This window comes from Bradyrhizobium manausense, assembly GCF_018130615.1.
Taxonomy (GTDB): Bacteria; Pseudomonadota; Alphaproteobacteria; order Rhizobiales; family Xanthobacteraceae; genus Bradyrhizobium; species Bradyrhizobium manausense_A.
Genome location: NZ_JAFCKB010000018.1, coordinates 140,032 through 166,368, shown reverse-complemented (window position 1 = coordinate 166,368; position 26,337 = coordinate 140,032). Strand labels below are relative to the sequence as shown.

Genomic DNA, 26,337 nt, shown 5'->3' with positions numbered 1-26,337 from the left:
AGGCGACACGATTGCGATGCCCGCCGGTTCACCGGCGGACGTCGCTTCAGAAGCCGGAATCTGTGCCTTATTGAATCGGGGTGACCAGATCCCCGACGATGCCACAGCTCATCTGGATATTGGCGTTGACGAAGCTCGAGGTCATCACCTGAATGTACGGAAAGCGTCCCTGTCCGATCAGGAAGCGGGCGTCCGCCTCAATCGAGTAGAAGTAGAGGTTTGCGGCGAAAAGGGCTGGCCCCAGATTGAAATTGACGCCTCGTCCGATAGGCCAGCCTCCCGATGCCGTTGAAGCGCTGACCAGAGCCGTTGCAAGAGGTTGAGTGCTGTTCACGGAGCAGTTGACTTTCGAAAGCATGAACAGGCGATCTGAGGGCAGTTGCGAGAAGTTCACCTGGCATGAGATGTTTCCGCTACAAGTCGTGCCGAGCTGAAGTTGGTCGTAGGAGGTGCCATAGCGGACGGGGTCCGCCGCCATGGCCTGCGAACAGATGATGAGTGTTGAGGCGATAGCAGTGAAATTGGCGAAAGGAGCAAAACGCATTTTCGACCCCCAATGAGGAAAATAGGTGCCGCATCTTCGGCGCTATCTGAGGGGGCGTGTGTAGCTTGGTCCGGTCGAGGCGCGCATCAACCGCACGGCTGAGGCAGACATGGTCGCCGTCGGGGAGGGGAAGGCCGGGCGGGACCGGGCTGATTGATTTCGGAATAGTCGTATTTTGCCACTGTTTTGCCCGACGTGTCAAATGGCTTGTTGCGGACGTCCAGGATGGGGCGGGTAAGTCTTTGATCCGACACGCGCGGGCTACTGTGCATGGGGTTGTTTTTGGGTTCCGTGGGGGCCCTCCGGCGGAACCTTTTCCTCACCGCGGCGTTATTACCGCATGACAGAAGATGTTTCCTTCCGACGTAAACCCCTGACCCCTGAACAGCGCCAGGCGCGCGATGCGGCACGCCGGGTCGAGGCCGAGAAGGCCATGCGTGACCATGAGGAAGCGCAGAAGGCCTTTTATGCCAACCGCGAACGGCTGAGAGCCGAGCGGCTGGCCCGCGAGGCGGCAGCGGCCAAGAGTTGACAAGACAAGAGCTGACAAGACGGGATCGGTCAGTCCTCCCCAACCTGCTTCACCAAAGCGCCTCCCGTCCAGGACCGGGGGCGCGCTTGTTATGAGTCTGGGCGGCTCCGGGCCCGACCGGTGGCTTGACGGCGTCCGCCTTCGGTTGGAAGATTCAAACAGTCCTCAATTGACGAGAAACCACGGAGACGTTCGCCTCCCATCCAGATCCCATCAGCGCAAGGCAAATGGAGCTGACCATGACCACGTTCGACAAGCGCGAGCAGGGCTTTGAGGCCAAATTCGCCCACGACGAGGAGCTCATGTTCAAGGCCGCGGCCCGGTCGAACAAGCTGCTCGGGATGTGGGCCGCAAGCCAGCTCGGGCTCAGCGGTGATGCCGCGTCCGCCTACGCGACGGCGCTGGTCACGGACAATCTGAGCAACCAGACGATGGACGAGACCCTGAGCAAGGTGTCGAGCGACCTCGCCGCCAAGGGGATTTCGCGCGAGCAGGTCGCGCAAAAGCTCCAGGAGTGCCTGCACGAGGCGCTGGCGCAGGTCGAGGCCGCATCGCGCCAGGGCAGTTAGCTTGGCGCAAGCGCTTCACTCGGCATGCTTGCGCGTGGTCGCGTCACTGAACCTGTCGACGAAAGCGATGCCGATCGCCGACGCGACGAAGGTGATGTGGATCAGCACCTGCCACATCACGCCGTTCTCGGTGAGGCTGGCGCGGTTCGAGCCGAGATTGCCGGCCTCGATGAAGGTGCGCAGCAGCGCGATCGAGGAGATGCCGATGATCGCCATCGCGAGCTTGATCTTGAGCACGCTGGCGTTGACGTGGCCGAGCCACTCCGGCTCGTCGGGATGGCCCTGGAGATCGAGCCGGGACACGAAGGTCTCGTAGCCGCCGACGATCACCATCACCAGCAGGTTGGAGATCATCACGACGTCGATCAGCGCCAGCACGCTCATCATGATCTCCTGCTCGGTCAGATCGAGCGCGTGCGAAGCGAGGTGCCAGAGCTCCTTGAGGAACAGCACGATATAAACGCACTGCGCCACGATCAGCCCGAGATAAAGCGGCAGCTGCAGCCAGCGCGAACCGAAGATGATCATCGGCAACAGGCCGAGCCGCGGCGAGGGCGGGCGGGGACCGGTCGTGGTTTCAGGCTCTGCCGACATTCAACACCCGCGCATCGAGAGATCTCGCCCTCATGTACCCCGTCACGTGGGCAGGTGGAAGACGGGGCGTCCGTTCAGAATCTGTGGATCGCGATCGTCTCGTGCTATCGTGCCGCAGATCGGACGGCGGGAAGCCGAGGAGAGGCGGACGGTGCTGCGCATCGGCTCTGGCAAAAGGCACGGCAGGCTTGCCGACGCGAGCGCGGTGATCCTTGTCATCGCTCTTGGCACCGGCAGCGCCACGCCGGCATCGGCGACACCGCTGACGCCATTCCGCTTTGAGGCGCAGGCCGAGCGCCATTGCCCTGGCGACAAGGTGGTGTGGCTGGATTTCAGGAAGGGCGTCTACTATCGCAAGGGGCAGAAGCTCTATGGCCATGGGTTCGACGGCAGCTTCGTCTGCCTGACTGAAGCCCGCGACAGCCTCTATCGCAGCTCGCCGTTCGGCCTGCGCTGAACGCTGCAGGCCCGAGTACCGAGCGTCGCTATTTCTGCTTCGGCAGCGTCACTGGAACGTGCGGGGAGGTGCTGATGACCCGGGGACTTCCGTCTGGATAGGTCCGGCCGCCCCGGATCAGCGATTCCAGAACGAGGAAGAATTTCTCGGCAAGCATATGCGTCACCTTCGTTGGTGTGGCCTCTTGAAATCTGAGTCGAGGCGCCGGACGCGGAAATTCAATCAACTAAACGGGAGCGGGTCATCCCGCTGCGAACGTACATGCTGCGTTGCAGTGGCGCAGCGATCTGAAACCAGGAAAATATCAAGTGAGGATTAGCCGAAGGCCAACGCCACGAGGCTCGAGCAGAGCAGCACCAGGCCGCCAGCGGTCAAAGCCAGAAAGCCATCGGATACGAGGTCATGTTTGCGCATGTGACACCTGCTGCTCTCGTCCTCGATGCTCGATCGGATCGATTAAAATTGTCCGAACGTGCCGTCCTGAAGAGGTGATGCAATGTCGCCCGCGCCAGTGCCCTCAGGCCCTCGTGCGGTAGCCTTCAAACGCATGGGCCAGGAAGATCCCCGCGCTTACCAGACCCATCAGTGCCGAAACCGTCTCGATCATCGTTAAATTCCAATCCCGCCCCTGCACGCGAGAAGACGCGGGCGGCCCTGCACAGTCAAAAGAATTCCGGTGAAGCCAGCGATATCGGGGGTGGAGTGAGCTTTTGGCGCAACAGCTTGTGCGGGACTGGCACAGACGAGGCGGTGCTGGAGGCGCCCGTGCTCCGTAGATCAACGGAGAATGCCGAACGTCTTGTTTACCATCCCGGCGTGAACGCTGCAGGCTCCCCATTTCCGCCGTGTTCGGGTTGCGTTATCCTTACCGCGTCTGAGACGGTGGTGGGCCGCCTCGGAGCTCGAGGTCCGGAAGGCGCTCCCCGTAGGTAAGCGGGTTGGGGCGGTCTCCGGCGAAATGGTATTTGGGGCGAATGGGGATCCGACGGTCAGATTCGGTGGTGCGGGCCGCGCGGTGTGTTGCGGTGGTCGCCAGCTGCCTCGCGCTCGCCAATTGCGCTTCGTCCAACAAGTTCGCCAGCCGGGTCGATCCCAAATACGGCGTGTCTTCGAGCCCGCGCGTCGTGGCCTGGGGCGATCCCGTCCCCAAGGGTGGCGGCACCTATCGCGTCGGCAAGCCCTATGTGGTGGCGGGCCGGACCTACGTGCCGGAGGAGGACGTCAACTACCGTGCCGAGGGCATGGCGTCCTGGTACGGCGACGATTTCCACGGCCGCCAGACTGCCAATGGCGAAGTGTTCGACATGGGCTCGCTGACGGCGGCGCATCCGACCCTGCCGATGCCGTCCTATGCGCGGGTGACCAACCTATCCAACGGCAAGTCGCTGATCGTCCGCGTCAATGACCGCGGGCCCTATCACGGCAACCGCCTCATCGACGTCTCGAACAAAGCCGCCGAACTGCTTGAATTCAAAGGCAATGGCGTCGCCAGGGTTCGTGTCGAATATGTCGGCCGGGCGCCACTCGAAGGCTCCGACGACCGCCAGCTGATAGCGACCTTGCGCACCGGCGTTCCGGCGCCGTCGCCCTCGATGGTCCGGGTTGCCTCGGCGAGGCCGTTCGTGCCGGAGCTGCCGTCGTCGGGCCGCGGGGCCATCCGCGGCGAAGTCCCGATGCCGGAGGGCAGGCCCTACAGCCTCGGCAACTCCTCGGCCGACGTCGCCTCGATCAACGCGACCTCGGAGATGTCGGCCTCGAGCCGTGGCCGCGCGCTCCAGAACGCCCGGCAGGTGTCCTATGACGAGGGCGGCCGCTACGTCCCCGACGGGGGAGCTGCCGCCTCGGATGACGGCGCGGCCGAAGCCCGCAGCATCCTGACGGGCCGCGGCCTGTACTGATCCGACGCCGTTTGGCTGTCGCGACGGTCAGAACGGGACGCGAGCGCGCCCGGTGAACGTCCAGATCTGCGTGTTGCCGCCAATGCCGCCGAGCTCGGCCCCGAAGCCGATCGTGGCGCCACCCGCAAGTCTTGCACCGATGCCGCCGGTGACTCGCGCCGACCAGCCCTGGAGCAGCGGCGTCGATGCCAGCGGCACTGCGCCCGCTGCGATGATCGCGGCAGCATTGTCCTGGGTGAAATAGTAGTCGGCGTAGACGCCGGCATAGGGCGCCAACACCAGACTATCGAGCCACGGCACCGGGAGGGACACCTTGTTGCCGGCGGAAGCCCGGCCGCTCGAGAAGGTACGGACGGCCTGCGGGGTGCCGAGCGAATCGACATAGGCGTTTTCCCGCTCCCACAGCGCATAGACCTTCGCCGACGGCTCGATGTTGAAATTCGCCCAGCGGTAGCTGCCGGTGAAGCCGGTCGCGAGCATCCAGCGATTGCCGTTGAAGTTGCCTTGTGCCGTGCCGGCGGTGCCGTCATAGCCGATGCCTGAGTAGGTCACGGCCACGTCGTAGCGCAGTGTCGGAATGATCTTCCAGCCGAGATAGGCGCCGACGGTCCAGCCGTCGCCCTTCAGCTTTCCGTTGATGTCGGTCTCGGTGTAGCTGAAATTCTCATAGCCGCCGACCACGCCAACCAGAAGGTCGGACCTCGCCCGGTAGGTCAGACCCGACAGCAGGTTGATCTGCTGACCGTAGAGTGTCGCCTGGGTCACGCCTGTGCCGACATTGCCGGACGAGCCCCAACGGTCGATGCCGGTGCCGCGGACATCCGCCCAGAACAGCCAGTCCTGTTGCGGACGGAATTGGGCCGGCAGCGCCTTGGTTGGTGGTGTGCGATCGATTGCGGCGAAGGCGTCATCGATCCGCGGCGAGCCGCGGCCGGAGCGGATGGGACGGCCGTTGGACCCGTCGCCGGAATAGGCGTTGCCACCTTGTGCAGCGGACTGGCGATCCGATGCGAGCTTTTCGTCGTCGTCCTCGGGCGTTGCCGCGAAGTTCACCCGAAATCCGCCCGCACCCGGCGTGATGTATTGTCCGCCGTCGCTGAAACCTTCGGAGATCGCGGTGTCGATCGCGCCGGAGATCGCCTGTCCGGAGTTTTGCGCCACGATCTTGGTCGTGTTGACCTGGAGCGCGCGCAGCCTGGCGCTGTCGGCGGGAATGGAGACCGACTGGGTCAGGGCCGGCGAGGTCGAGGCGCTGAAAGCGGGGCTGCCAATATAGGTCGCGGTGATCGTGTGGTTGCCCACGGCGAGCGTCGCTGTCGTGAAGGTCGCGATTCCGCCCGACAGTGTTGACGTGCCGATCGCGGTGCCGCCATCACTGAAGGTCACAGTTCCCGTTGGCGTTCCGCCCGAGCTGCCCACCGTGGCCGAGAACGTCACGGGATCGCCGGAGCTGCTCGGATTTTTCGACGAATTGAGCGACGTGGTGGTCGAGGCCGAAAGATAGCTGAACCGGTCGGCTGCAGACGTCGGCGACGTACCGCCGGCTGTCGTCACGGTGACGTCGACGGGGCCGGCCCCGGCCGGCGATGTCGCCGTGATCGAGGTCGCCGAATTCACCGTAAAGCTCGCCGCATTGGTGGCACCGAATTTCACGGCGGTTGCACCGGTGAAGCCGTTACCGGTGATGGCAACCGAGGTGCCGCCGAGCGCGGTCCCTGATGTCGGCGAGATCGACGTGACGGTCGGTGCAGGCGTGTAGGTGAATTGGTCCGATGCCGTCGTGGCAGATGTTCCGCCGGGTGTCGTCACGGTAATATCGACGATGCCAGCGCCGGCCGGCGATGTCGCCGTGATCGAGGTCGCCGAATTGACCGTGAAGCTCGTTGCATTGGTTGCGCCGAATTTCACGGCGCTCGCATTGGAGAACGCGGTGCCTGTGATGGTGACCGATGTCCCGCCAGTTGTCGCCCCCGCATTGGGCGAGACCAACGCGACCGCTGGCGCTGGCGCGTAGGTGAACTGATCCGCAGCCGAGGTCGGCGAGGTGCCGCCCGGCGTCGTCACCGTGATGTCCACCGTGCCGGTGCCCGCGGGTGAGGTCGCGGTGATCAAGGTCGCAGAGTTGACCGTGAAGGCCGTCGCGTTGGTCGCCCCGAATTTAACGGCCGTCGCGCCGGTGAAATTGGTGCCGGTGACGGTCACCGACGTTGCGCCGGCCAGCGGACCGCCGGTCGGCGAAATCGATGACACCGTCGGCGTGCCGAAATAGGTGAATTGGTCAGCCGCCGAGGTGGCCGAGGTGCCGCCCGTTGTCGTTACCTTGATGTCGACGACGCCGGTGCCGGCGGGGGACGTCGCCGTGATCGAGGTCGCGGAATTGACGGTGAAGCCGGCGGCCGAAACTGCGCCGAAGGTCACGGCGGTTGCGCCTGTAAAATTGGTGCCCGTGATCGTGACCGTCGTGCCGCCGGTCGCCGGTCCCTGCGTGGGTGAGATCGAGGTGACGGTGGGTGCGGCAATGTAGGTGAACTGATCCGCCGCCGACGTTGCCGACGTGCCGCCTGCGGTCGTCACGCGGATATCGACTGTGCCTGCGCCGGATGGCGATGTCGCCGTGATCGTGGTGGGCGAAACGACCGTAAATCCGGCCGCGGCCGCCGCGCCGAAGGCCACAGCCGATGCGCCGGAGAAGTTGGTGCCGGTGATCGTCACCACGGTGCCGCCTGGGCTCGGCCCCGAGGTCGGCGAGATCGAGGTGACAGTCGGTGCAGCGACGTAGGTGAATTGGTCGGCCGCGGAAGTCGCCGAGGTGCCCCCCACGGTCGTCACGGTGACGTCGATGGTGCCCGCGGCATGCGCGGGCGAAGTCACAGTCAGGGACGTCGAGGAACTGACGCTGACAGCGGTGCCGGCGGTCCCGCCGAAGCTCACCGTCGTTGCGCCAATGACGAAGCCCGTGCCAGTGACCGTCACCGAGGTGCCGCCGCCCACTGGGCCCGCTGTGGGCGAGACCGAAGTGATCGTAGGCACTGCGAGATAGTTGAACTGGTCAGCCGCCGAAGTTGCAGACGTGCCGCCAGGGGTGGTCACCCTGACGTCCACGGTGCCTGTGCCGGCGGGCGCGGTCGCGGTAATCGACGTCGCCGAATTGAAGGTGAAGCTGGCCGACGTCGCACCGAATGTTACGGCCGTGACGCCTGTGAAGTTGGTGCCGGTGATTGTCACACTCGTGCTGCCGGCGGCCGGGCCGCTGGTAGGCGAGATCGACGTGACTGTGGGGGCGGCGATATAGGTGAATTGATCGGCGGCAGACGTTGCCGACGTGCCACCTGCGGTCGTGACCCGGATATCCACCGTGCCGGCTCCGGATGGTGAGGTCGCCGTGATCGTCGTTGGCGACACGACCGTAAATCCGGTCGCTGGCGATGCACCGAAGCTCACTGCGGAGGCGCCGGAGAAGTTGGTGCCGGTGATCGTCACGACGGTGCCGCCTCCGCCTGGCCCCGAGGTCGGCGAGATCGAGGTGACGGTCGGTGCGGCCGTGTAGGTGTATTGATCCGCCGCTGACGCTGCTGACGTCCCGCCTGGCGTTGTGACCGTGACATCGACCGTGCCAGCGGATCCAGCCGGCGCAGTTGCCGTGATCTGGGTGTTGGAATTGACCGTGTAGCTGGTCGCGTTGGTCGCGCCGAACTTCACGCCACCGGCGCCGGTCGTCGCGCTGAAGTTGGTGCCGGTGATGATCACGGTCGTGCCCCCGCCCGTAGGGCCGGCGGTCGGCGAGATGGAGGTCACGGTCGGCGCAGCGACGTAAGTGTACTGGTCAGCCGCCGATGTCGGCGATGTCGCTGAGCCGTTCGTGACGGTAATATCGACGGTGCCGGCCGATCCGGCCGGCGCAGTCGCCGTGATCTGGGTGTTGGAATTGACAGTATAGCCCGTCGCATTCGTGGCGCCGAACTTGACACCACCCGCGCCAGTCGTTCCGGTGAAGTTGGTGCCTGTGATGACCACCGATGTGCCGCCGGCAAGCGGCCCCGACGTCGGTGAGACCGACGTGACTGTGGGGCTAGGCAGATTGATCGTGAACACAAAGGAGGTGTTCGCGATGGAACTTCCGGGGCAGCTGGCGGTGAAATCGCTACAGCCCGGCGCGTAGTAGAGGGTGATCGTCTCCTGCCCGCCGCTCGTCGCGCTGTTCAGCGTGATATCGATCTCGGCCTGGCCCGCGTTCGCGCTTTGACCGTTTTGGTTCGGGTTGGTCGGATGAAACGTATAAGTCGCCTTCGACGTCGTCGGATTATAGTCGGCAGCCGTGAGCTGCTGGTTGCCCGCATTGGTGCCGCTCGAATTGGCGATCGGCGCGTTGAAAAATGAATCCGTGTTCTGGACCGAATAAAGGCCCCACACGACGGAATCGTCGGCAGGGGCCGAGCCCGAACCGATAGTGAAGCACAGGCGGTAGACCTGGCCGACCGACGTGAAGTTAACGGTCACGCCGGATGTGGAATTTGTCGTTTGATCGCAAGCCGCGTTCGCCGCGGCAATCGCGCCGAACATCAAGAGCGCTGCGATGCAGATGCGTTGAGTCGCAAGCCATAGCGCGCGCAGGATTCGCCGAGGCATAGCTCCGCCATTGCGCGACCGGACCGCCAACTCCCCTGTTTTCTCTGGCTCGGCCACCGCAATTGCGTGACTCACCGGCCCCCCTTGACGGCGGCGGCTCTTGGAAGAGCGGCCGCACTTAAATCCCTGATTGTGAAATCGTCCGCGTATATTCTTGCGTGCATTTGGCCGGGACGCGGTGCACAACGCAAGCGCACCCAGTCCCACAGTGCTACTTTCCAGCGAACCGTTGCATGGCGGCAACAAAAGCGTGCTTTGGTGGCCGTCGACAGGGCCGCTTGCCGCGCGCCAATTTAAGGTTGCGCATGCGCTTGACTGTCAACGCCAGCTGTTGAACAATCTCGGCGAGTAGATCGTCCAATATTCATTCTTTAATTTAAGTGCTGCTGTCGTGGTTCGGATCATCACACGACAGTTCGTTTGGTTTTTAAAACGGGGAGGGGTCATGCCGTACCAGCCAGTCCTTGGCCAGATCATGCCTTTTGCGGGCACGGTCGTTCCGAAAAACTGGGCGCCTTGCAACGGCCAGCTGTTGTCGATCCAGCAAAATCAGGCGCTGTTCTCGTTGCTCGGCACCTACTATGGCGGCAACGGCGTGACAGTGTTTGCACTTCCGGATCTGCGCGGCCGCGCGATTCTTGGCTCGACCGGCAACGCCGGCCAGTATCCCGTAGGCACAACCGGCGGGGCCCCGACGGTCACGCTGATCGGGCCTCAGCTGCCGGCTCACAATCATCTCATTCAAGTATCCTCGGCGGTCGGTGGCGGACGCGGGGCCGTGCCTCCGACTGGCAATGTCTTTGCGACAAACGCTCTGCCGGCGACCAATCCGACGAAAATTTTTGCGGCAGCCGGAAGCGGTGAAGTCCCATTGGCGTCCGCCACCAATCTGGTGAACGAGGGCAGGGGGCAGGCCCACAACAACATGCAGCCCTATCTCACCATCAGCTATCTGATCGCGCTGCAAGGGATTTTTCCGTCGCGAAACTGATCGGTCGCGCAGGAGCGTTGTCGCGAACGAAATTCGTTCAAGTCAATTCTGAGGATTTGCGCATTCACCGGCCGGATGGGAACGGGGCGCACAGGCAAAGGATCATACGCGATGGCAGATCCCTTTATCGGCGAGATCAGGCTGTTTGGCTTTCCGCGGGTGCCGAACGGCTGGTTCGCTTGCAATGGGCAAGCGCTGCCCATTTCTCAATATACGACGCTTTACACCGTGATCGGCACCACCTATGGCGGCGACGGCGTCACCACGTTCAATCTTCCCGATATGCGCGGCCGTGCCCTGATCGGACAGGGACAGGGCCCAGGCCTTCCGCCCTATACACTGGGCCAGCTCGGCGGTGAGGAGACGCATACGCTGACCGAAGCCGAGATGCCGACGCACAGTCACGCGCTGATGTCCTCCACCGCGACGGGCACGACGCCGACACCCGGACAGACCGTCCATCTTGCCACCGCGTCAGCAGGTGAACTCTACGCGCCGATCGCGAACGTCGGGACGTACGACACAATGGCCCCCTGCGTCACCACCGCAGGTAACAGCCTCGGGCATAACAACATGATGCCGACCGTCGTCGCCAATTACTGCATCTGCAACGACGGCATCTTCCCTTCGTCCGGTTAGGCCGCGTGCATCCGTATTCTCGAGGAAAGACATCATGTCAGATCAGTTCGTCGGCGAAATCCAGGCGTTTCCGTTTCCCTTTGCTGTCACTGGCTTCAACAATGCCTGGCTGCCCTGCGGTGGCCAGCTGGTGCCGATTCAGCAATTCACTGCGCTATTTGCGTTGATCGGCACATATTACGGCGGCAATGGCACGACCAATTTCGCCCTGCCGAACCTGAACGGCTCGATAGCGATCAGCCAGGGGCAAGGTCCGGGTTTGCAGAACTACGACATCGGCGAGACCGTTGGCAGCCCGACGGTGACCTTGATCGGCGACAACATGGCCCGCCACACGCACACCCTGCAGCTCGGCGCCAAGACCACACAAGGCGGCACCGCGGGTCCCGGAACGGCCGGGACGACGGTGGCGATCGATCCCCAATTCAACGGCTTCGTCGCGCCGCCCGGCAACTCGACCTTGGTGACCAATGCCGTCACGATGACGGGGCAGAACCAGCCGCACGACAACACGCAGCCCACCCTGGCGATCGTCTGGTGTATCGCTTATGCGGGAATCTTTCCGTCCTTCGGGTGAGCAATGCGGCACGACGCGACGGCATGATGGATCCTGCGTCGTTCGACATCATCCCGGCTGATCCGACCCTGCGGCTTCGGCCCGCAAGCCCGATCGACGCGCCGTTCATCCGGCATCTCTTCGAGCAGGTGCGGACCGGGCAATTCGCTGCGACCGGTTTGTCCGGGCCAATCCTCGATCAAATTCTGGAACAACAATTCCGCAGTCAGGCCGCCGGCTACGCCGCGCAGTTTCCGAATGCGATCTCGCTGATCGTGGCACGAGACGGGGCGGCGATCGGCCGGCTGCTGCTTCATTGCACAGACGAGTACTGGCACGTCATCGATATCGCGCTGCTGCCGACCGAATGCGGTCGCGGTATCGGGACCAATATCCTCGATGCACTCGAAGCGTCAGCGCGCCGGCAGGGTGCCGGCGCGCTGACGCTTGTGGTGCTCACGAGCAATCCGGCCGCGCGCCGGTTTTACCAGCGGCAAGGATTTGCCGAGGTCGGGCAGGCGGGCGCCGCCCACATCGCAATGAGAAAGGATCTCACCGAGAGCGCGATGAGATCAGGATGAATCGTCATCGCGCTTCAGGCGATTGTTCGAGCAAGGTCTTTTCGGAAAACCACTAAGTGCCTTTCCGGACCATGCTTTAGCCCGATGCCGCCTCGCGCAGGAATCTCAGCAGCGCAGCATTCACCTCCTCGGGCCGCTCCTGCTGCACCCAATGGCCGGCGCCCTCGATGATCAGCTTTCGCGTGAGACTGGGCAGAACGCGCTCCAGCTCGTTGACACGCCTGGCGCCGATCAGGCCGGTGATGACGGCGTCCTGCGCGCCGGCGATGAAGAGGGAGGGCTGGTGAATCTGCGCATTCTGCCAGGGCGCGGTCAGCTCCCAATTGCGGTCGAGGTTGCGATACCAGTTCAACCCGCCGCGGAATCCAGACTTGCTGAAGCTCTCCGTGAAATGAGCGAGATCGGTTTCAGTCAGCCACGCCGGCAGCGGCTCCGCGTCGGCGGCATGGCCAAGAAACCCCTTGCCCTCCTGTACGAACATCGCGGCGTTCGGATCAGCGAGGCCGCGGCCACCGAGCACCGTGCGCATGGTGCGGGCGACGTCATGCTCGAACTCGGCCTCCGCAACACCGGGCGCCTGAAAGTACTGCCAGTAGAAATTGGTGATGCCGCCCTGACGCAGCAGTTCGAGCGGCCTGCCGCGTCCGCGGAACGGCGGCGGCACGCTGAGGCCTGCGACGGCCGTGAACATATCGGGGCGGAACAGCGCCGCATGCCAGGCGACCGGCGCGCCCCAGTCGTGGCCGACCACCATCGCCTTGGTCACGCCGAGCGCCTGCACCAGGCCGACCACGTCGCCGACCAGGTCGAAGATGGAATAGGCGGCCGCGTCAGGCGGCGCCGCGCTCTGGCCGTAGCCGCGCATGTCAGGGGCCACGACATAAAATCCGGCGGCCGCGAGCGCCGGGATCTGGTGCCGCCAGGAATAGGATAATTCCGGCCAGCCATGGCACAGCACCACCAGCGGCCCCTGGCCGGCCTCGCGGATAAACAGGTCGATCCCATTGGCCTTGATCACGCGGGTGGTGGACATCGCTTTTCCGCCTTGTTTCAGGGGTTTGGTCCAAAAACATCAGGTGCCACGATAGGGATGCGACGAGAATCGTGCAATCTCTGGGACGGGCACCGATCCGCGTGTTGTTCGCCCCGGTTCCAACTGTTAGAACGCCGGTCTCAGGGCTTCGCCATGGCACTTCGTCTCATTTCGCTCCGCCATAACGGGTTCACGGCCCGGGCCTTCGCGCGCGGGCTGCTCGGGGCGGCGCTCGCGGTGAGCTTTGGCTGGGGCGGGGTGCTCTACGCTGCCAACCAGAGCGTCCAGGGCGCCAAGAAGACCGAAGATATCGGCTTCGACGGCGACGCCCCCACCGCGATCCTGATCGAGGCCTCCAGCGGCAGCGTGCTGTTCGAGAAGAACGCCGATGAGCTGCGTGCCCCCTCCAGCATGATGAAGCTCGTGACTGCGGAAGTCGTTTTCAACGCGATCAAGAAGGGCGACATCAAGCTGACCGACGAATACCGGATCAGCGAGAACGCCTGGCGCAGGGGGGGCGCGCCGTCCGGCGGCTCGACCATGTTCGCGGCCATCAACAGCAAGGTCTCGGTCGACGACCTCCTGCATGGCGCGATCATCCAGAGCGGTAACGATGCCTGCATCGCTCTCGCCGAGGGCATTGCCGGCAACGAGAAGATCTTTGCCGCCGATTTCATGACCAAGCGCGCGCGCGAGCTCGGCATGACCAAATCGACCTTCGCCAATTCCAACGGCTTGCCCGACCCGGGCAACAAGATGACGGTGCGCGAACTCGGCATGCTTGCCCGGCACATCATCCTGGACTTCCCCGAATTCTATAAACTGTTCGGCGAGAAGGAGTTCACCTGGAACAAGATCCGCCAGCCCAACCGCAATCCGCTGCTCAATTCCATGGAAGGCGCTGACGGCCTGAAGACCGGTTACACAAAGGAGGGTGGCTACGGCATGGTCGGTTCGGCCGTGCAGAACGGCACACGGCTGATCGTCGTCGTCAACGGACTTGAGGACATCGAGGACCGCGCCACGGAAGCCAAGAAAATGCTGGAATGGGGCTTTCGCAATTTCGAGACCCGCACGTTGATAGCGGCCGACCAGCAGGTCGGCTACGCCAAGGTGTTCGGTGGCGAGAGCCGCTCGGTGAAGCTCGTTGCGAAAGAGCCGGTGAAGGTCATGGTGCACAAGAGCGGCGGCGACAAGTTGATCGCACGTGTCGTCTATAGCGGCCCTGTGCGTGCACCGGTCCAGGCCGGCCAGCAGGTCGGCGTGGTCAGGGTCTGGCGAAGCGGCGCCATCGCGGTGGAGACACCGGTCTATGCCGCCGAGGCGATCAGTACCGGCTCGACCGTGCGCCGCGCGATCGACGGTGCCAGCGAGCTCGTGATCGGCATGTTCCGCGCAGGTGCTGAGAAGCTCTGACCATGAGTGATAGCACGGGACAGCGCTCGTCCGGACGCGGACGCTTCATCACCTTTGAAGGCGGCGAGGGGACGGGCAAGTCGACTCAGATCAAGAAGCTCGCCGACCGTCTCAAGGCGGCACGGATGCGCACGCTCGTCACACGTGAGCCGGGCGGGTCGCCGGGCGCGGAGATCATGCGACATCTGGTGCTGTCGGGCATGGGCAAGCTGCTCGGGCCCGAAGCCGAGACCTTGCTGTTCGCGGCCGCGCGCGATGACCATGTCCGCACCGTAATCCAACCCGCGCTGAACCACGGTGCCTGGGTGCTGTGCGACCGTTTCGCCGATTCGACACGCGCCTATCAGGGCAGCCTCGGCCAGGTGCCCGCGGGGCTGATCAACGCCATGCAGCGGGTCACGATCGGCGATCTCAAGCCGGATCTCACCCTCATTCTCGACCTGCCGGTCGAAATCGGCCTGCAGCGCGCCGCCGCGCGTCGCGGCAGCGGTACGCCCGACCGCTTCGAAAGCGAGAAGCTCAGCTTCCATCAGGGGCTCCGCGAGGCCTATCGGAAGATCGCCGAGGACGAGCCCAAGCGATGTGTGCTGATCGACGCCAATTCTGATCCTGATACGGTCGCGGACCGGGTCTGGACGGCGTTGCGCGAGCGCCTCCTTCGCACGCCTGCCTCGGTGGTCTCAGCATGAGCCCGCGTCAGGCCGAGCGTGAGAGCGCCATTCCGCATCCGCGCGAGACGAACCTGCTGTTCGGCCATCGCGAGGCCGAGACGGCGCTGCTCACGGCCTATCGCAGCGGGCGTATTCCGCATGCCTGGCTGATCGGAGGGCCGCAGGGCATCGGCAAGGCGACGCTGGCCTATCGCATGGCGCGCTTCGTGCTCGCTCACGGCCAGCCGCTGGCGCCTGCCGTGCAGGGCGCGGAAGACCTCGCGATCGCCCCCGACGACGCCGTGGCGCGACAGGTTGCGGCGAGCTCGCATGGTGGTCTGCTGACGCTGGAGCGCTCCGCCAACGACCGCGGCGTGATGCGCACCGTCATTACCGTGGACGAGACGCGCGAGACGATCGCGTTCTTCGGCTCGACCGCGGCGGCCGAAGGCTGGCGCGTCTGCATCGTCGACACCGTCGACGAGCTCAATCCCAATGCGGCGAACGCCCTGCTGAAGATCTTGGAGGAACCGCCGCAGCGATCGCTGTTCCTGCTGGTGAGCCACGCGCCCGCGCGCGTGCTCGCTACCATTCAGTCGCGTTGCCGCAAGCTGCGCCTGCGCTCGCTCACCACCGAGGAGGTCATCGGTGCAGCCGCCGCGGCCGCCGATCTCGCTCCGACCGATCTGGCGCTGCGCGAAGCCGCGGAGGCCTCCGAGGGCAGCGTCGCGCGCGCGCTGACGCTGCTCGGGGGCGATGCGCTGAAGCTTCAGCAGCGCACGGCGGCGCTGCTGGCACGGCTCCCGGAGCTCGATCCGCGCGAGTTGCACACGCTCGGCGAATCCCTCGGCACCAGCGACCGCGTCGCGCTCGCGGCCTTCGTCGACGGCATCGATCGCTGGATCGCGGAACGCCTGCATGCCGATGAGGCCAATGCCAACCAGAACCTGCCGCGCCTTGCGCGTCTAGCTGAGGTATGGGAAAAGATCGTCCGCGCCGCGCGCGACACCGAAACCTACAATCTGGAGCGAAAGCCCTTGGTATTCTCGGTGTTCGGCTGGCTGGCGGACGCAACGCGCTAGAGCATGATCCGGAAAAGTGCGCAGCGGTTTTCCGAAATGATCATGCGCAAGACAACAACCTAACGCAAATTCGTTTCCAAATTTCGAGAAGCCGGCAAAGGAATTCATCGTGGCGACACGAGCTAAGAAAACGGTCAAGGGCAAGAGTGGCAAGAAGGCCGTGAAGGCGCGCGCGTCCAAAGCGGTCAAAAAGGTCAAGAAGACCAAGAAGGCCGCCACCAAGAAGAGCGTGAAGAAGTCGGCAAAGAAGGCCGGCAAGAACGCCGCGAAGAAGCAGATCGTCGCCAAGAAGGCTTCGAAGAAGGCGGCCACCAGGAAGCCCGCCAAGGCTCCGGCGAAGAAAGCAGCCAAGACGGCGAGGGTGACCGCGCCCGCCCTGATCGCTGCGCCGGCCCCCATCGTCACGCCGCCGAAGGCCGTGAAGCCCAAGGCGCCGCCTGCGCCGAAGCCGACGGCTGCACCGAAGGCGTCAGCGCCTGTTGCCGCGTCCGCGCGCGACAACGTCTTCTACATCACCACCGCGATTGCCTATCCCAACGGCAGTCCGCATATCGGCCACGCCTATGAGGCGATTGCGACCGACGTGCTGGCGCGCTTTGCGCGGCTCGACGGCAAGGACGTGTTCTTCCTGACCGGTACCGACGAGCACGGCCTGAAGATGGTCCAGACCGCGCAGAACGAGGGCCTGACGCCGGCCGCGCTCGCGGCCCGCAATGCCGGCCGCTTCAAGGAGATGGACGAGCGGCTGAACGTGTCGTTCGACCGGTTCATCCGTACCACCGAGGAGCAGCACCATCGCTCGACCCAGGAGATCTGGCGTCGCATGGAAGCGAACGGCGACATCTATGCCGACACCTATGCCGGCTGGTACTCGGTTCGCGATGAGGCGTACTACGCCGAGGATGAGACGCGCCTGAACGACGACGGCGTGCGGCTCGGACCGCAGGGCACGCCGGTCGAGTGGGTCGAAGAGAAGAGCTATTTCTTCCGCCTCTCGGCCTATCAGGACAAGCTGCTCAAGCTCTATTCGGATCGCCCTGATTTCATCGGGCCCGATTCCCGCAAGAACGAGGTGGTGAGCTTCGTCAAGGGCGGCCTGCGCGATCTCTCGATCTCGCGGACCACGTTCGATTGGGGCGTCAAGGTGCCCGGCGACGAAGAGCACGTGATGTACGTCTGGGTCGACGCGCTGACCAATTACATCACCGGCGTCGGCTTCCCCGACGAGAGCGACGAGAACTGGCGCTACTGGCCAGCGGACGTGCACATCATCGGCAAGGACATCATCCGCTTCCACGCGGTGTATTGGCCCGCATTCCTGATGTCGGCCGGCATTCCCGTGCAGAAGCGGGTCTATGCCCACGGCTTCCTGTTCAACAGGGGCGAGAAGATGTCGAAATCGGTCGGCAACGTCGTCGATCCCTTCAATCTCGCCGACCAGTATGGCGTCGACCAGATGCGCTATTTCTTCCTGCGCGAGGTGCCGTTCGGCCAGGACGGCAACTACAACCATGAAGCTATCGTCGCACGCATCAATGCCGATCTCGCCAATGATCTCGGCAACCTCGCGCAACGCTCGCTGTCGATGATCGCCAAGCAACTCAGCGGCGTGCTGCCGGAGCCCGGCGAGTTCAGTGACAATGACAAGGCGATCCTGGCTATGGCCGACGGTATGATCGCCGCCAGCCGCGAAGCGATGGCAACCCAGCAGATCCATCACTGGCTCAATGCCGTGTGGGCCGTGGTTGCGGAAGCCAACCGCTATTTCGCGGGCGAGGCGCCGTGGGCGCTGGCCAAGACCGATCCCGCACGACAGAGGACGGTGCTCTACGTCACCGCTGAAGTCGTGCGCCAGATCGCGATCCTGGCCCAGCCGGCGATGCCGACCGCCTCGGGCCTGCTGCTCGACAGCCTTGGTATTCCCGAAGGAGAGCGCAACTTCGCGATGCTCGGCGGCGCCAAGCGGATCGCGCCCGGCTCGATGCTGCCGGCGCCGACGCCCGCGTTCCCGCGCTACATCGAGCCGGCAGCCTGAGGCGTACCTAGCGATGCTGGTCGACAGTCACTGCCATCTGGATTTTCCGGACTTCGCGGAAGATCTCGACGGGATCGTAGCGCGTGCCCGTGCGGCCGGCATCGGCCGCATGGTCACGATCTCGACGCGGGTGCGAAAGCTCGATCAGCTTCTCGCCATCGCCGGGCGCTATGACGACGTCTATTGCTCGGTCGGCACCCACCCGCACAACGCGGATGAAGAAGACGGCATCACGGCGGACGAGTTGGTCGCGCTGACGCGGCATCCGAAGGTGGTCGCGCTCGGCGAGGCCGGGCTCGACTATTTTTACGACAACGGCTCGCCGGAGGCGCAGGCGAGGGGCTTTCGCGCCCACATCGCCGCCGCGCGCGCGACCGACCTGCCGCTGGTGATCCACACCCGCGAGGCCGATGAGGACTGCGCCCGCATCCTGGAAGAGGAGGCTGCCAAGGGATCGTTTCGCGCGGTGCTGCATTGTTACACCGGCGGGCGCGAGCTGGCGCTGAAGGCGGTGTCGCTCGGGCTATACATCGGCTTCACGGGAATCCTCACCTTCAAGAAGTCAGATACCTTGCGCGCGCTGGCGGCCGAATTGCCGTCCGACCGTATTCTGGTCGAAACAGACTCGCCCTACCTTGCGCCGGGCAAATTCCGGGGCAAGCGCAACGAGCCGGCCTATGTGGTCGAGGTCGCCAAAGTGCTTGCCGAAACGCGCGGCGTGTCGCTTGAGGAGATCTCACGGCAGACCAGCGAAAACTTCTTCCGCCTTTTCTCGAAGGTGAAAACTTGAGGTTCTGAACCGCATGACGCTGACGCTGACGATCCTGGGCTGCGGCTCCTCCGCCGGCGTGCCGCGCCCGGCGCTCGGCTGGGGCGCCTGCGATCCCACGAACCCCAAGAACCGCCGCCGCCGTTGCTCGCTGCTGGTCGAACAGACGTCACACCACGGCACCACGCGTATCGTGATCGACACGTCGCCGGACCTGCGCGAGCAGTTGATCTCGACGGATGTCGACCACATCGACGCGGTATTCTTGACCCATGAGCACGCCGACCAGACCCACGGCATGGACGATCTGCGCTCGGTCGTGATCCACATGCGCAAGCGCATTCCGGTCTATTTCAACCAGTCGACCGCCAAGGACATCATGGCGCGGTTTTCCTATTGCTTCATCTCGCCGGAGGGAAGCGACTATCCGCCGATCCTGACGCGGCATTCGATCGAGGCGGGCGAAAGCCAGACGGTTCTGGGGAAGGGGGGCGCGGTGACGATGACGGCTTTCCTGGTTCAGCACGGCAACATTCCCGCGCTTGGCTACCGCATCGGCAACGCTGCCTACACGCCCGATCTCAACGACATCCCGCGGGAGAGCTGGGGTGCCCTGGAAAACCTCGATCTGTGGATCGTCGACGGCCTGCGCTACACCGGCCATCCCAGCCATTTCAGCATCAACGACGCGCTGTCCTGGATCGAACGCTTCAGGCCGAAGCGCGCCGTCATCACCAACATGACGGCCGACGTCGACTACGAGGTGATCCGCCAGACGTTGCCCGCGGGGGTCGTGCCGGCCTATGACGGACTGCGGATGGAGACTCTCTAGAACGTTCTCGAACGAAGCGTCACCACGCGTAGCGCAGCACGGCCTTGCCGGTGTAGGCGCGCACCAGGCTCGACAGCTCGCTGTCGAAGTTCGCGCTCGCGGACCAGCCGTTCACGCCGCGCAGCTCGAGGGCGACGCCCGTCAAGGCCGAGTTCGGCGCAAGCGCTGTGCTGCCGATTACAAATCCCTGGCCCGATGCCGCCTGGAACACTGCAGGCATCGACTGCGTCGCGCTGAAATCATGCGCCCAGGCCAGACGTCCTCGCAAATCGAAGAGACCACCAGCCAGCACGAAGGATGTGCTCGTGCGCAGGCCGAGCTCGCTGCGGCCGTCGGTAAAGCTGTTACTGCTGCTGGATGGCGCCGCGGATGGATCGGCTGCGTAAGCCGGCTGGCCGGTGCTGGCGGCGAGGCGGAACATGGTCACCTGGCCGGCGGCGTAGGGCGTGACGCCGAGCCAAGGCGTCGCAATCCGGTAGCCGCTTTCGATGCGGCCGGAATATGCGTTGGCGTTGAGGGCCGTGTTGAGCTGGTCGCTACCGGCCGGCGTCACCTGATGGTCGCTGGTGATGGCCTGCCAGCCATAGGCGAGGGCGGTCGCAACATAGGCCGCGCCGATCGCGTGCCTGACGAAGCTGCCGGCCTGAAACAGGTCGGAGCGGCCGCTGGAGAAATTATTGGCGAAACCGGTGCCGCCGCCGGCAAGCGCAAAGCCCATTCGCGTCTGCGGTGAAAGCGAATAGTCGGCGCCAACGGCGGTGACGTAGCTGCGAGCCGCCGCGCCGCTGCCATCGGTCGTGGTCTGGGAGCCGCCGAGGCCCGTGGCCCAGATGCTCCAGTGCGGGGCCGCAAGCGACGGCTTGCCGTAGATCGCCTCATAGGCGTCGCGCCCGATGCCGCCATGGGTGCGGTCGTTACCGAGATCGGCATAGGCCGAGAGTTCAGAGTCGAATTCGGGCCGGCCGATCCCGCGCCCGTCGATGGCGGGATCGAGCAGGGTCTGGGTGAACTGCTTCATCGCCAGGAATGTGGCCTGCGCCGTTTCTGTCTGCGACGGAGTTGTGGAGCTGCCGCCAAAGGCCTGTTGCATGCTGGACCTGCCCGCGCCGGCGAGACCCGGTGGGTCACCGTTCCAGCCAGCGTTTGGCGGCATCCCCGGGCCGCCATTGTTGCCGTTGCCTGACGGCGCACCGCCAAAAGCCGATGCCTGTGGCGGGGGACCGAACATCGGGCCTCCCATGCCGCCGAAGTTATTGCCGGCGCTGAAATTGCCGGTGCCGCCGCCGGGCCAGCTTGGACCGGGATAGCCAAAATTTTCGGGACCTGCGAACGCGCCGAACTCGCGCATGACTTGGGCATCCGCCGCGCGCGGCAGCAGCAATCCGGCCGTCAACAGCAGCAGCGCCAGACGCGCACGCACGTCTGTGCTCACGACACGAACCGCATGAAGCGCCCCAACCGCGCCGGTCGCCGGCCGCGCAGCCCGCGCGGCGAATCAGGTGGCAACAGCGAATCCGACGGGAGGGAAACGTAAATGCGTCTCTGACGTTTTCCAATCTTTTCCTGTGATGTCCTGATGTCGTCGAACATGGACGATCGGTTTCAGGATAACGGCGCACAACTCGTGTTTCTAAATGTGTCTGACGCTTGCGCGCTTCACGCCGAGATCGCCTTGGCCGAGCCGACTTCGTTGCGCAGCAGGAATTTCTGGATCTTGCCAGTCGACGTCTTCGGGATCGGCCCGAACACGACGGCCTTGGGCGTCTTGAAGCCGCTCATATGCACGCGGCAGAAGGCGATGATATCGGCCTCGGTGGCGCTTGCGCCGTCCTTCAACTCGACGAAGGCGCAGGGCACTTCGCCCCATTTCGGATCGGGTTTCGCGACCACGGCCGCGAACAGCACAGCAGGATGCTTGTAGAGGATGTCCTCGACCTCCACGGATGAAACATTCTCACCGCCGGAGATGATGATGTCCTTGGAGCGATCCTTGATCGTGACGTAGCCGTGCGCGTCGAGCACGCCGAGATCGCCGGTGTGAAACCAGCCGCCTTCGAAGGATTCCTTCGTGGCTTTCTCGTTCTTCAGGTAGCCCTTCATCACGATGTTGCCGCGGAACATGACCTCGCCGATCGTCTCGCCGTCGCGCGGCACCTCCTGCATCGTCTGCGGATTGATGACGGTAACGCATTCCTCGAGCGGGTAGGGTACGCCCTGCCGGCGTTTCATGCGCGCGCGCTCGGCGGCGGGGAGATCGTCCCAGCCGGGCTGTTCGGCGCAGACGGAAGCAGGGCCATAGACCTCGGTCAGGCCGTAGACATGCGTCAGCTTGATCCCGATGCTCTCCGCGCCTTCCAGCACCGCGACCGGCGGTGCGGCGCCCGCGATCAGACCGACGACGCGGCGCGCCGCCTCGCCCTTCGGTGCATCAGGTGCGTTGATCAGCACGTTATAGACGATCGGCGCGCCGCACATATGGGTGACGCCGTGTTGCTTGATCAGCTCGAAGATCTTTGTCGGCTCGACCTTGCGCAGGCAGACATTGATGCCGGCCGCTGCCGCGATCGTCCAGGGGAAGCACCAGCCGTTGCAGTGAAACATCGGCAGCGTCCAGAGATAGACCGGATGCTGGCCGAGATTGCCGGCAAGGATGTTGCTGACGGCGTTCAGATAGGCGCCGCGATGATGCGTCACGACGCCCTTGGGATTGCCCGTCGTGCCAGACGTATAGCTCAGCGCGATCGCGTCCCATTCGTCCTTCGGCGTGATCGCCGCAAAATTCGGATCGCCTTGCGCCACGGCCGCTTCGTACTCGATCGCGCCGATGCGCTTGCCGCCCTTGAACGCAACATCATCGACGTCGATTACGAACGGCTTGGGCCCGGTCATTTGCGCCAATGCATCAATGATCACGCCGGAAAATTCGGGATCGACCAGGATGATCTTGGCGCCGCCATGGTCGAGCTGGAACGCAATCGAGGGCGCATCGAGCCGGATGTTGAGCGCGTTGAGCACGGCGCCGGTCATGGGGACCGCGAAGTGCGCCTCGTACATGGCCGGGATGTTCGGCAGCATCGCCGCGACGGTATCGCCGACGTCGATGCCCTTGCCGGCGAGATACGATGCAAAGCGCCGGCAGCGCTCGTAGGTCTGGGCCCAGGTGAAGCTCCGCCCCTCATAGACCGTGCTGACGTGATCGGGATAGACCGCGGCGCTGCGCGCGAGAAAGCTCAGCGGACTGAGCGGCACGTAATTGGCGGGGGTCTTGTCGAGGCCGATATTGTACTGGTTCTGCCGGTCGCTCATCGACACCCTCCTTGACGCCGCGCGGGTTACAGGAATCCGATCGAGATCCAGGGGAAGACCGCGACGACGATCAACCCCATCATCAGCGCCAGCAGATAGCCCCAGATCGGCCTGACGCCCGCGGCCGGGTCGACGCGTCCGATGGCGCAGGCGGCATAATAGCCGACGCCGAACGGTGGGGCGAATAGCCCGATACCCATCGCCAGAATGATCACCATCGCGTAGTGTACCTCGTGCACGCCGACGGCACGGGCGATTGGAAACAAGAGCGGCCCGAACAGCACGATTGCGGGGATACCTTCCAGCACGCTGCCGAGAATGGTGAACGCCAGGATCGACACGGCGATGAAGGTCGCCGCGCCGCCCGGCAATCCAGTCATGGCGGAGGCCAGCGAACGCGAGAAGCCGGACTGGGTCAGGCCCCAGGCCATGCCGGTGGCCGTACCGATGATCAGCAGGATCGCGCCTGACAGCGCCGCCGTCTCGACCAGCATCGGAAACAGCCGCTGCCAGTCGAAGCGGCGGTAGATGATCAGACCGACGAGGGCGCCATAGACGATACCGATGGTGGAGACTTCGGTGGCGGTCGCAATGCCTTCGACCACGGCGTAGCGGATCACGAAGGGCAGTGCGAGCGCGGGCAGGGCGACGACGAAGGTCTTGCCGATCTCGGACGCGGTGGCGCGGCGGACATGGCTCATGTCCTCGTGGCGGTAACGCCACCACACCAGCATGCAGAGCGTGATCGCGAGCACGACGCCAGGCAGCAGGCCGCCGGTGAACAGCGCCGCGATCGAGACGCCGGTCACCGAGCCGATCGTAATCAGCACGAGGCTCGGCGGAATGGTCTCGGTCTGGGCGCCGGTTGCGGCGAGCAGCGCGACGAGATCGCCGGGCTTGGCACCGCGTTGCTTCATCTCCGGAAACAGCACGGGCGCGACTGCGGCCATGTCGGCGGCCTTGGCGCCGGAAATGCCGGAGACCAGATACATGGCGCCGACCAGCACGTAATGCAGGCCGCCGCGGACATGGCCGAGCAGGCTGGCCAGGAACGCCACCATGGCCTGCGCCATGCCGGTCATTTCGATCAGCAGCCCCAGGAACACGAACAGCGGCACCGAGAGCAGGATGAGATGGCTCATGCCCTCATCCATCCGCCCGACCAGCACCATGACCGGCGTGTGCGTGGTCAGCGCCAGATAGCCGAAGATGGCAAGGCCGAAGCCGAACGCAATGGGGACGCCGGCAAAGACGCAGAAGCCGGCGACGCCGACGAAGAAGATGACGAGGTTGAGATTGCCGAGCGGCCGCAAATAGGGCTGTGCCAGCCAAAACAGACCAACGACGACGGCCACGGTCACCACGGCCGCCAGCACCGCCCGATAATCAGCGGCGCGGAGCAGCCGCAGCAGCGCGAAGGCCGCCATCAGGCAGATGCCGACCGGCAGCGCGACGGCGCGCCACATGTTCGAGATCTGGAGCGCCGGCGTGGTGATGAAGCTCTCTTCGTAGGCATAGTCGTAGGCCGGCCAGACGATCATCGTGAGGAACGCCAGCGCGGCAGAGACACCCACGAGATCGAGCCAGGCCCGCATCGCGGGTCGGGCGCTCGCGACGATCGCGGTCATGCGCATGTGCTCGGAGCGGCGGAATGCCACGGCGGCGCCGAGCATGGCCAGCCACAGGAACAGGATCGAGGCCAGTTCGTCCGACCAGATCAGCGGCCGGTGCACGACATAGCGCGCAATCACGCCGGCGAACAGGATCACGATCTCGGCGACCACGAGAATGGCCGCCGGGATCTCGACGAGGAGGCCGAGGATGCGTTCCAACGAGGCCAGCCGTGAGGATCGGCGAGGGGACTGACCAGCCTCCTCGCCCGCCGCTTCGGTCACCTGAACCTCGACATGAGCCATGACGGCCCCAACGCGTTACGACAGCTTGCCGACGGCCTTTTCCAGGAGGTCCCAGGCCTGGTCGCCATACTTGCCCTTCCATTCGGCATAGAAGCCGGCAGCCCTCAGCTTGTCGCGGAACGGCGCGACCGTGGGCTGGTTGAACGTCAGGCCCTTGCCCGCAAGCTCCTGCTGGAGATTGGCGTTCAGCTTGGCGGTATCCTCGCGCTCCTTGACGGCGGCGGCGTTGATGTTCTTGGCAACGACGGTACGCACGTCCTGTGGGAGCTTTTCCCAGGCGCGGCGGTTGGCCAGGAACCAGAAGCCGTCCCACATGTGGTTGGTCAGCGAGCAGAATTTCTGCACCTCGTAGAGCTTCGCCGTCGAGATGATCGCCAGCGGGTTCTCCTGGCCCTCGACGATCTTGGTCTGGAGCGCGGAATAGACCTCGGCGAAATTGATCGAGGCGGGCGCGGCGTCGAACGCCTTGAACATCGAAGTCCATAGCGGCGACACCGGCACGCGGATCTTGAAGCCCTTGAAATCGTCCGGGCTTGTGATCGGCTTGGTCGACGACGTGGTCTGGCGGAAGCCGTTGTCCCAGATCTTGTCCATGACCTCGAGACCAGCCTTCTTGATCTCGCCGCGGACGTGGGCGCCGAGGTCGCCGTCCATGGCCTTCCAGACCGTATCGTAGTCCGGGAACGCGAAGCCGATGCCGTTAATGGACGCCGCCGGCACCAAGGTCGAAAGAATCAGGCCCGACAACGTGAAGAACTCGACGCCGCCAGAACGGATCTGGCTCAGCATGTCGGTGTCCGAGCCGAGCTGGTTGTTGGGGAAGATCTGGAGATCGAACTTGCCGTTGGTCTCGCTCTTGATCGCAGCGGCCATCTCCTTGGCGCGGACGTTCAGCGGGTGCGAGTCAGGCAGGTTGTTGGCGTATTTGTACGTGAACTCGGCAGCCTGGGCACGGGCCACATAGGGCGCGCTGACGCTGCCAAAAACGGCGGTCGCGGCGGAGGCCTTGAGAAGCGTGCGGCGGGAAAAACTCATGGGTCTGCTTCCTCGGAAGAATTGTTTTTGTTGTGAGACGCAAACCATACGGAGGTCAGGCCTGAAGGTCATCTGCGATCTCGCGAAGCTCGCTTATTGCAGCCGGACAAGGTCGCGGCAATATCGGCTTTCAGACGAGGCCGCTGGTGCGTGCGAACTTGGCCTCGATGCTCAGGATGCCGCGACCGGAATGCCGCTCCAGTGAAGCCGCGATGGAAGGAATTCAGCCTAACCAGCTGATCGCACTACATATAAAGATATTCCATAATATACCTT

22 protein-coding genes are annotated in these 26,337 nt (G+C 64.3%); 14 read left to right on the top strand and 8 right to left on the bottom strand.

Annotation, left to right across the window (positions count from 1 at the left end; all coding sequences use genetic code 11):
* Positions 1-67: 67 nt before the first annotated feature.
* Positions 68-544 carry a hypothetical protein gene (locus JQ587_RS28190; protein WP_212302283.1) on the bottom strand — a complete coding sequence of 159 codons (477 nt, stop codon included), beginning with the start codon at positions 542-544 and terminating at the stop codon, positions 68-70.
* A 340-nt stretch (positions 545-884) separates the two neighbouring features.
* On the opposite strand from JQ587_RS28190, the gene JQ587_RS28185 reads away from it, so the two are divergent.
* Together JQ587_RS28185 and JQ587_RS28180 are read left to right on the top strand one after the other, a co-directional pair.
* Positions 885-1,076 carry a hypothetical protein gene (locus tag JQ587_RS28185; protein WP_212302282.1) on the top strand — a complete coding sequence of 64 codons (192 nt, stop codon included), beginning with the start codon at positions 885-887 and terminating at the stop codon, positions 1,074-1,076.
* Between the two features lie 239 nt (positions 1,077-1,315).
* The gene (locus JQ587_RS28180; RefSeq protein ID WP_212302281.1) at positions 1,316-1,645 is read left to right on the top strand and encodes a DUF1476 domain-containing protein; all 330 of its coding nucleotides are present in this window, start codon (positions 1,316-1,318) and stop codon (positions 1,643-1,645) included.
* 15 nt (positions 1,646-1,660) lie between these two features.
* Here the strand turns inward: JQ587_RS28180 and JQ587_RS28175 are convergent, their stop codons facing one another.
* On the bottom strand, positions 1,661-2,239 hold the full coding sequence (locus JQ587_RS28175; protein ID WP_212302280.1) for a TIGR00645 family protein: 579 nt from the start codon (positions 2,237-2,239) through the stop codon (positions 1,661-1,663).
* 151 nt (positions 2,240-2,390) lie between these two features.
* On the opposite strand from JQ587_RS28175, the gene JQ587_RS28170 reads away from it, so the two are divergent.
* Together JQ587_RS28170 and JQ587_RS28165 are read left to right on the top strand one after the other, a co-directional pair.
* Positions 2,391-2,696, top strand: coding sequence for a hypothetical protein (locus tag JQ587_RS28170; protein ID WP_212427469.1), 306 nt, complete (start codon positions 2,391-2,393; stop codon positions 2,694-2,696).
* A gap of 974 nt (positions 2,697-3,670) precedes the next feature.
* A complete protein-coding gene (locus JQ587_RS28165; RefSeq protein WP_212427468.1) occupies positions 3,671-4,594 on the top strand; it encodes a septal ring lytic transglycosylase RlpA family protein in 924 nt (307 codons plus the stop codon).
* 27 nt (positions 4,595-4,621) lie between these two features.
* Here JQ587_RS28165 and JQ587_RS28160 read toward each other — a convergent pair whose 3' ends face one another.
* Positions 4,622-9,220, bottom strand: coding sequence for an IPT/TIG domain-containing protein (locus JQ587_RS28160; protein WP_249154550.1), 4,599 nt, complete (start codon positions 9,218-9,220; stop codon positions 4,622-4,624).
* 445 nt (positions 9,221-9,665) lie between these two features.
* Between JQ587_RS28160 and JQ587_RS28155 the strand changes: the two genes are divergently transcribed.
* The 4 genes from JQ587_RS28155 to JQ587_RS28140 all read left to right on the top strand — a co-directional run bounded on the left by JQ587_RS28155 (position 9,666) and on the right by JQ587_RS28140 (position 11,987).
* On the top strand, positions 9,666-10,211 hold the full coding sequence (locus JQ587_RS28155; protein ID WP_212302383.1) for a phage tail protein: 546 nt from the start codon (positions 9,666-9,668) through the stop codon (positions 10,209-10,211).
* Between the two features lie 111 nt (positions 10,212-10,322).
* Positions 10,323-10,850, top strand: a complete 528-nt coding sequence (locus tag JQ587_RS28150) for a phage tail protein (protein ID WP_212302277.1) — start codon at positions 10,323-10,325, stop codon at positions 10,848-10,850.
* A gap of 34 nt (positions 10,851-10,884) precedes the next feature.
* The gene (locus JQ587_RS28145; RefSeq protein ID WP_212302276.1) at positions 10,885-11,427 is read left to right on the top strand and encodes a phage tail protein; all 543 of its coding nucleotides are present in this window, start codon (positions 10,885-10,887) and stop codon (positions 11,425-11,427) included.
* Positions 11,428-11,450: 23 nt separating this feature from the next.
* Positions 11,451-11,987: a GNAT family N-acetyltransferase gene (locus JQ587_RS28140; protein ID WP_212427467.1), complete on the top strand. Its 537-nt coding sequence runs from the start codon at positions 11,451-11,453 to the stop codon at positions 11,985-11,987.
* Between the two features lie 76 nt (positions 11,988-12,063).
* Here JQ587_RS28140 and JQ587_RS28135 read toward each other — a convergent pair whose 3' ends face one another.
* Positions 12,064-13,020: an alpha/beta fold hydrolase gene (locus tag JQ587_RS28135; protein ID WP_212427466.1), complete on the bottom strand. Its 957-nt coding sequence runs from the start codon at positions 13,018-13,020 to the stop codon at positions 12,064-12,066.
* A 153-nt stretch (positions 13,021-13,173) separates the two neighbouring features.
* Here JQ587_RS28135 and JQ587_RS28130 point away from each other — a divergent pair, with 153 nt between their 5' ends.
* The 6 genes from JQ587_RS28130 (at position 13,174) to JQ587_RS28105 (ending at position 19,804) form a co-directional block, all read left to right on the top strand.
* Positions 13,174-14,436, top strand: coding sequence for a D-alanyl-D-alanine carboxypeptidase family protein (locus JQ587_RS28130; RefSeq protein WP_212427465.1), 1,263 nt, complete (start codon positions 13,174-13,176; stop codon positions 14,434-14,436).
* Between the two features lie 2 nt (positions 14,437-14,438).
* Positions 14,439-15,125 carry a dTMP kinase gene (gene tmk / locus JQ587_RS28125; protein WP_212302272.1) on the top strand — a complete coding sequence of 229 codons (687 nt, stop codon included), beginning with the start codon at positions 14,439-14,441 and terminating at the stop codon, positions 15,123-15,125.
* On the top strand, positions 15,122-16,168 hold the full coding sequence (locus tag JQ587_RS28120) for a DNA polymerase III subunit delta' (RefSeq protein WP_212427464.1): 1,047 nt from the start codon (positions 15,122-15,124) through the stop codon (positions 16,166-16,168). Before tmk ends, JQ587_RS28120 begins: the two co-directional genes overlap by 4 nt.
* Before the next feature lie 109 nt (positions 16,169-16,277).
* Positions 16,278-18,203, top strand: a complete 1,926-nt coding sequence (metG, locus tag JQ587_RS28115; protein WP_212427463.1) for a methionine--tRNA ligase — start codon at positions 16,278-16,280, stop codon at positions 18,201-18,203.
* A 13-nt stretch (positions 18,204-18,216) separates the two neighbouring features.
* Positions 18,217-18,993: a TatD family hydrolase gene (locus JQ587_RS28110; protein WP_212427462.1), complete on the top strand. Its 777-nt coding sequence runs from the start codon at positions 18,217-18,219 to the stop codon at positions 18,991-18,993.
* Between the two features lie 13 nt (positions 18,994-19,006).
* Positions 19,007-19,804, top strand: a complete 798-nt coding sequence (locus tag JQ587_RS28105; protein ID WP_212427461.1) for an MBL fold metallo-hydrolase — start codon at positions 19,007-19,009, stop codon at positions 19,802-19,804.
* A 19-nt stretch (positions 19,805-19,823) separates the two neighbouring features.
* Here the strand turns inward: JQ587_RS28105 and JQ587_RS28100 are convergent, their stop codons facing one another.
* The 4 genes from JQ587_RS28100 to JQ587_RS28085 all read right to left on the bottom strand — a co-directional run bounded on the left by JQ587_RS28100 (position 19,824) and on the right by JQ587_RS28085 (position 26,061).
* On the bottom strand, positions 19,824-21,224 hold the full coding sequence (locus JQ587_RS28100) for an autotransporter outer membrane beta-barrel domain-containing protein (protein WP_212427460.1): 1,401 nt from the start codon (positions 21,222-21,224) through the stop codon (positions 19,824-19,826).
* A 236-nt stretch (positions 21,225-21,460) separates the two neighbouring features.
* On the bottom strand, positions 21,461-23,110 hold the full coding sequence (locus tag JQ587_RS28095; protein ID WP_212427459.1) for an acyl-CoA synthetase: 1,650 nt from the start codon (positions 23,108-23,110) through the stop codon (positions 21,461-21,463).
* Between the two features lie 26 nt (positions 23,111-23,136).
* Entirely contained in the window at positions 23,137-25,026 is a 1,890-nt protein-coding gene (locus tag JQ587_RS28090; protein WP_212427458.1) for a TRAP transporter large permease, read from the bottom strand.
* A 15-nt stretch (positions 25,027-25,041) separates the two neighbouring features.
* On the bottom strand, positions 25,042-26,061 hold the full coding sequence (locus JQ587_RS28085) for a TRAP transporter substrate-binding protein (RefSeq protein ID WP_212427457.1): 1,020 nt from the start codon (positions 26,059-26,061) through the stop codon (positions 25,042-25,044).
* Between the last annotated feature and the right edge of the window lie 276 nt (positions 26,062-26,337).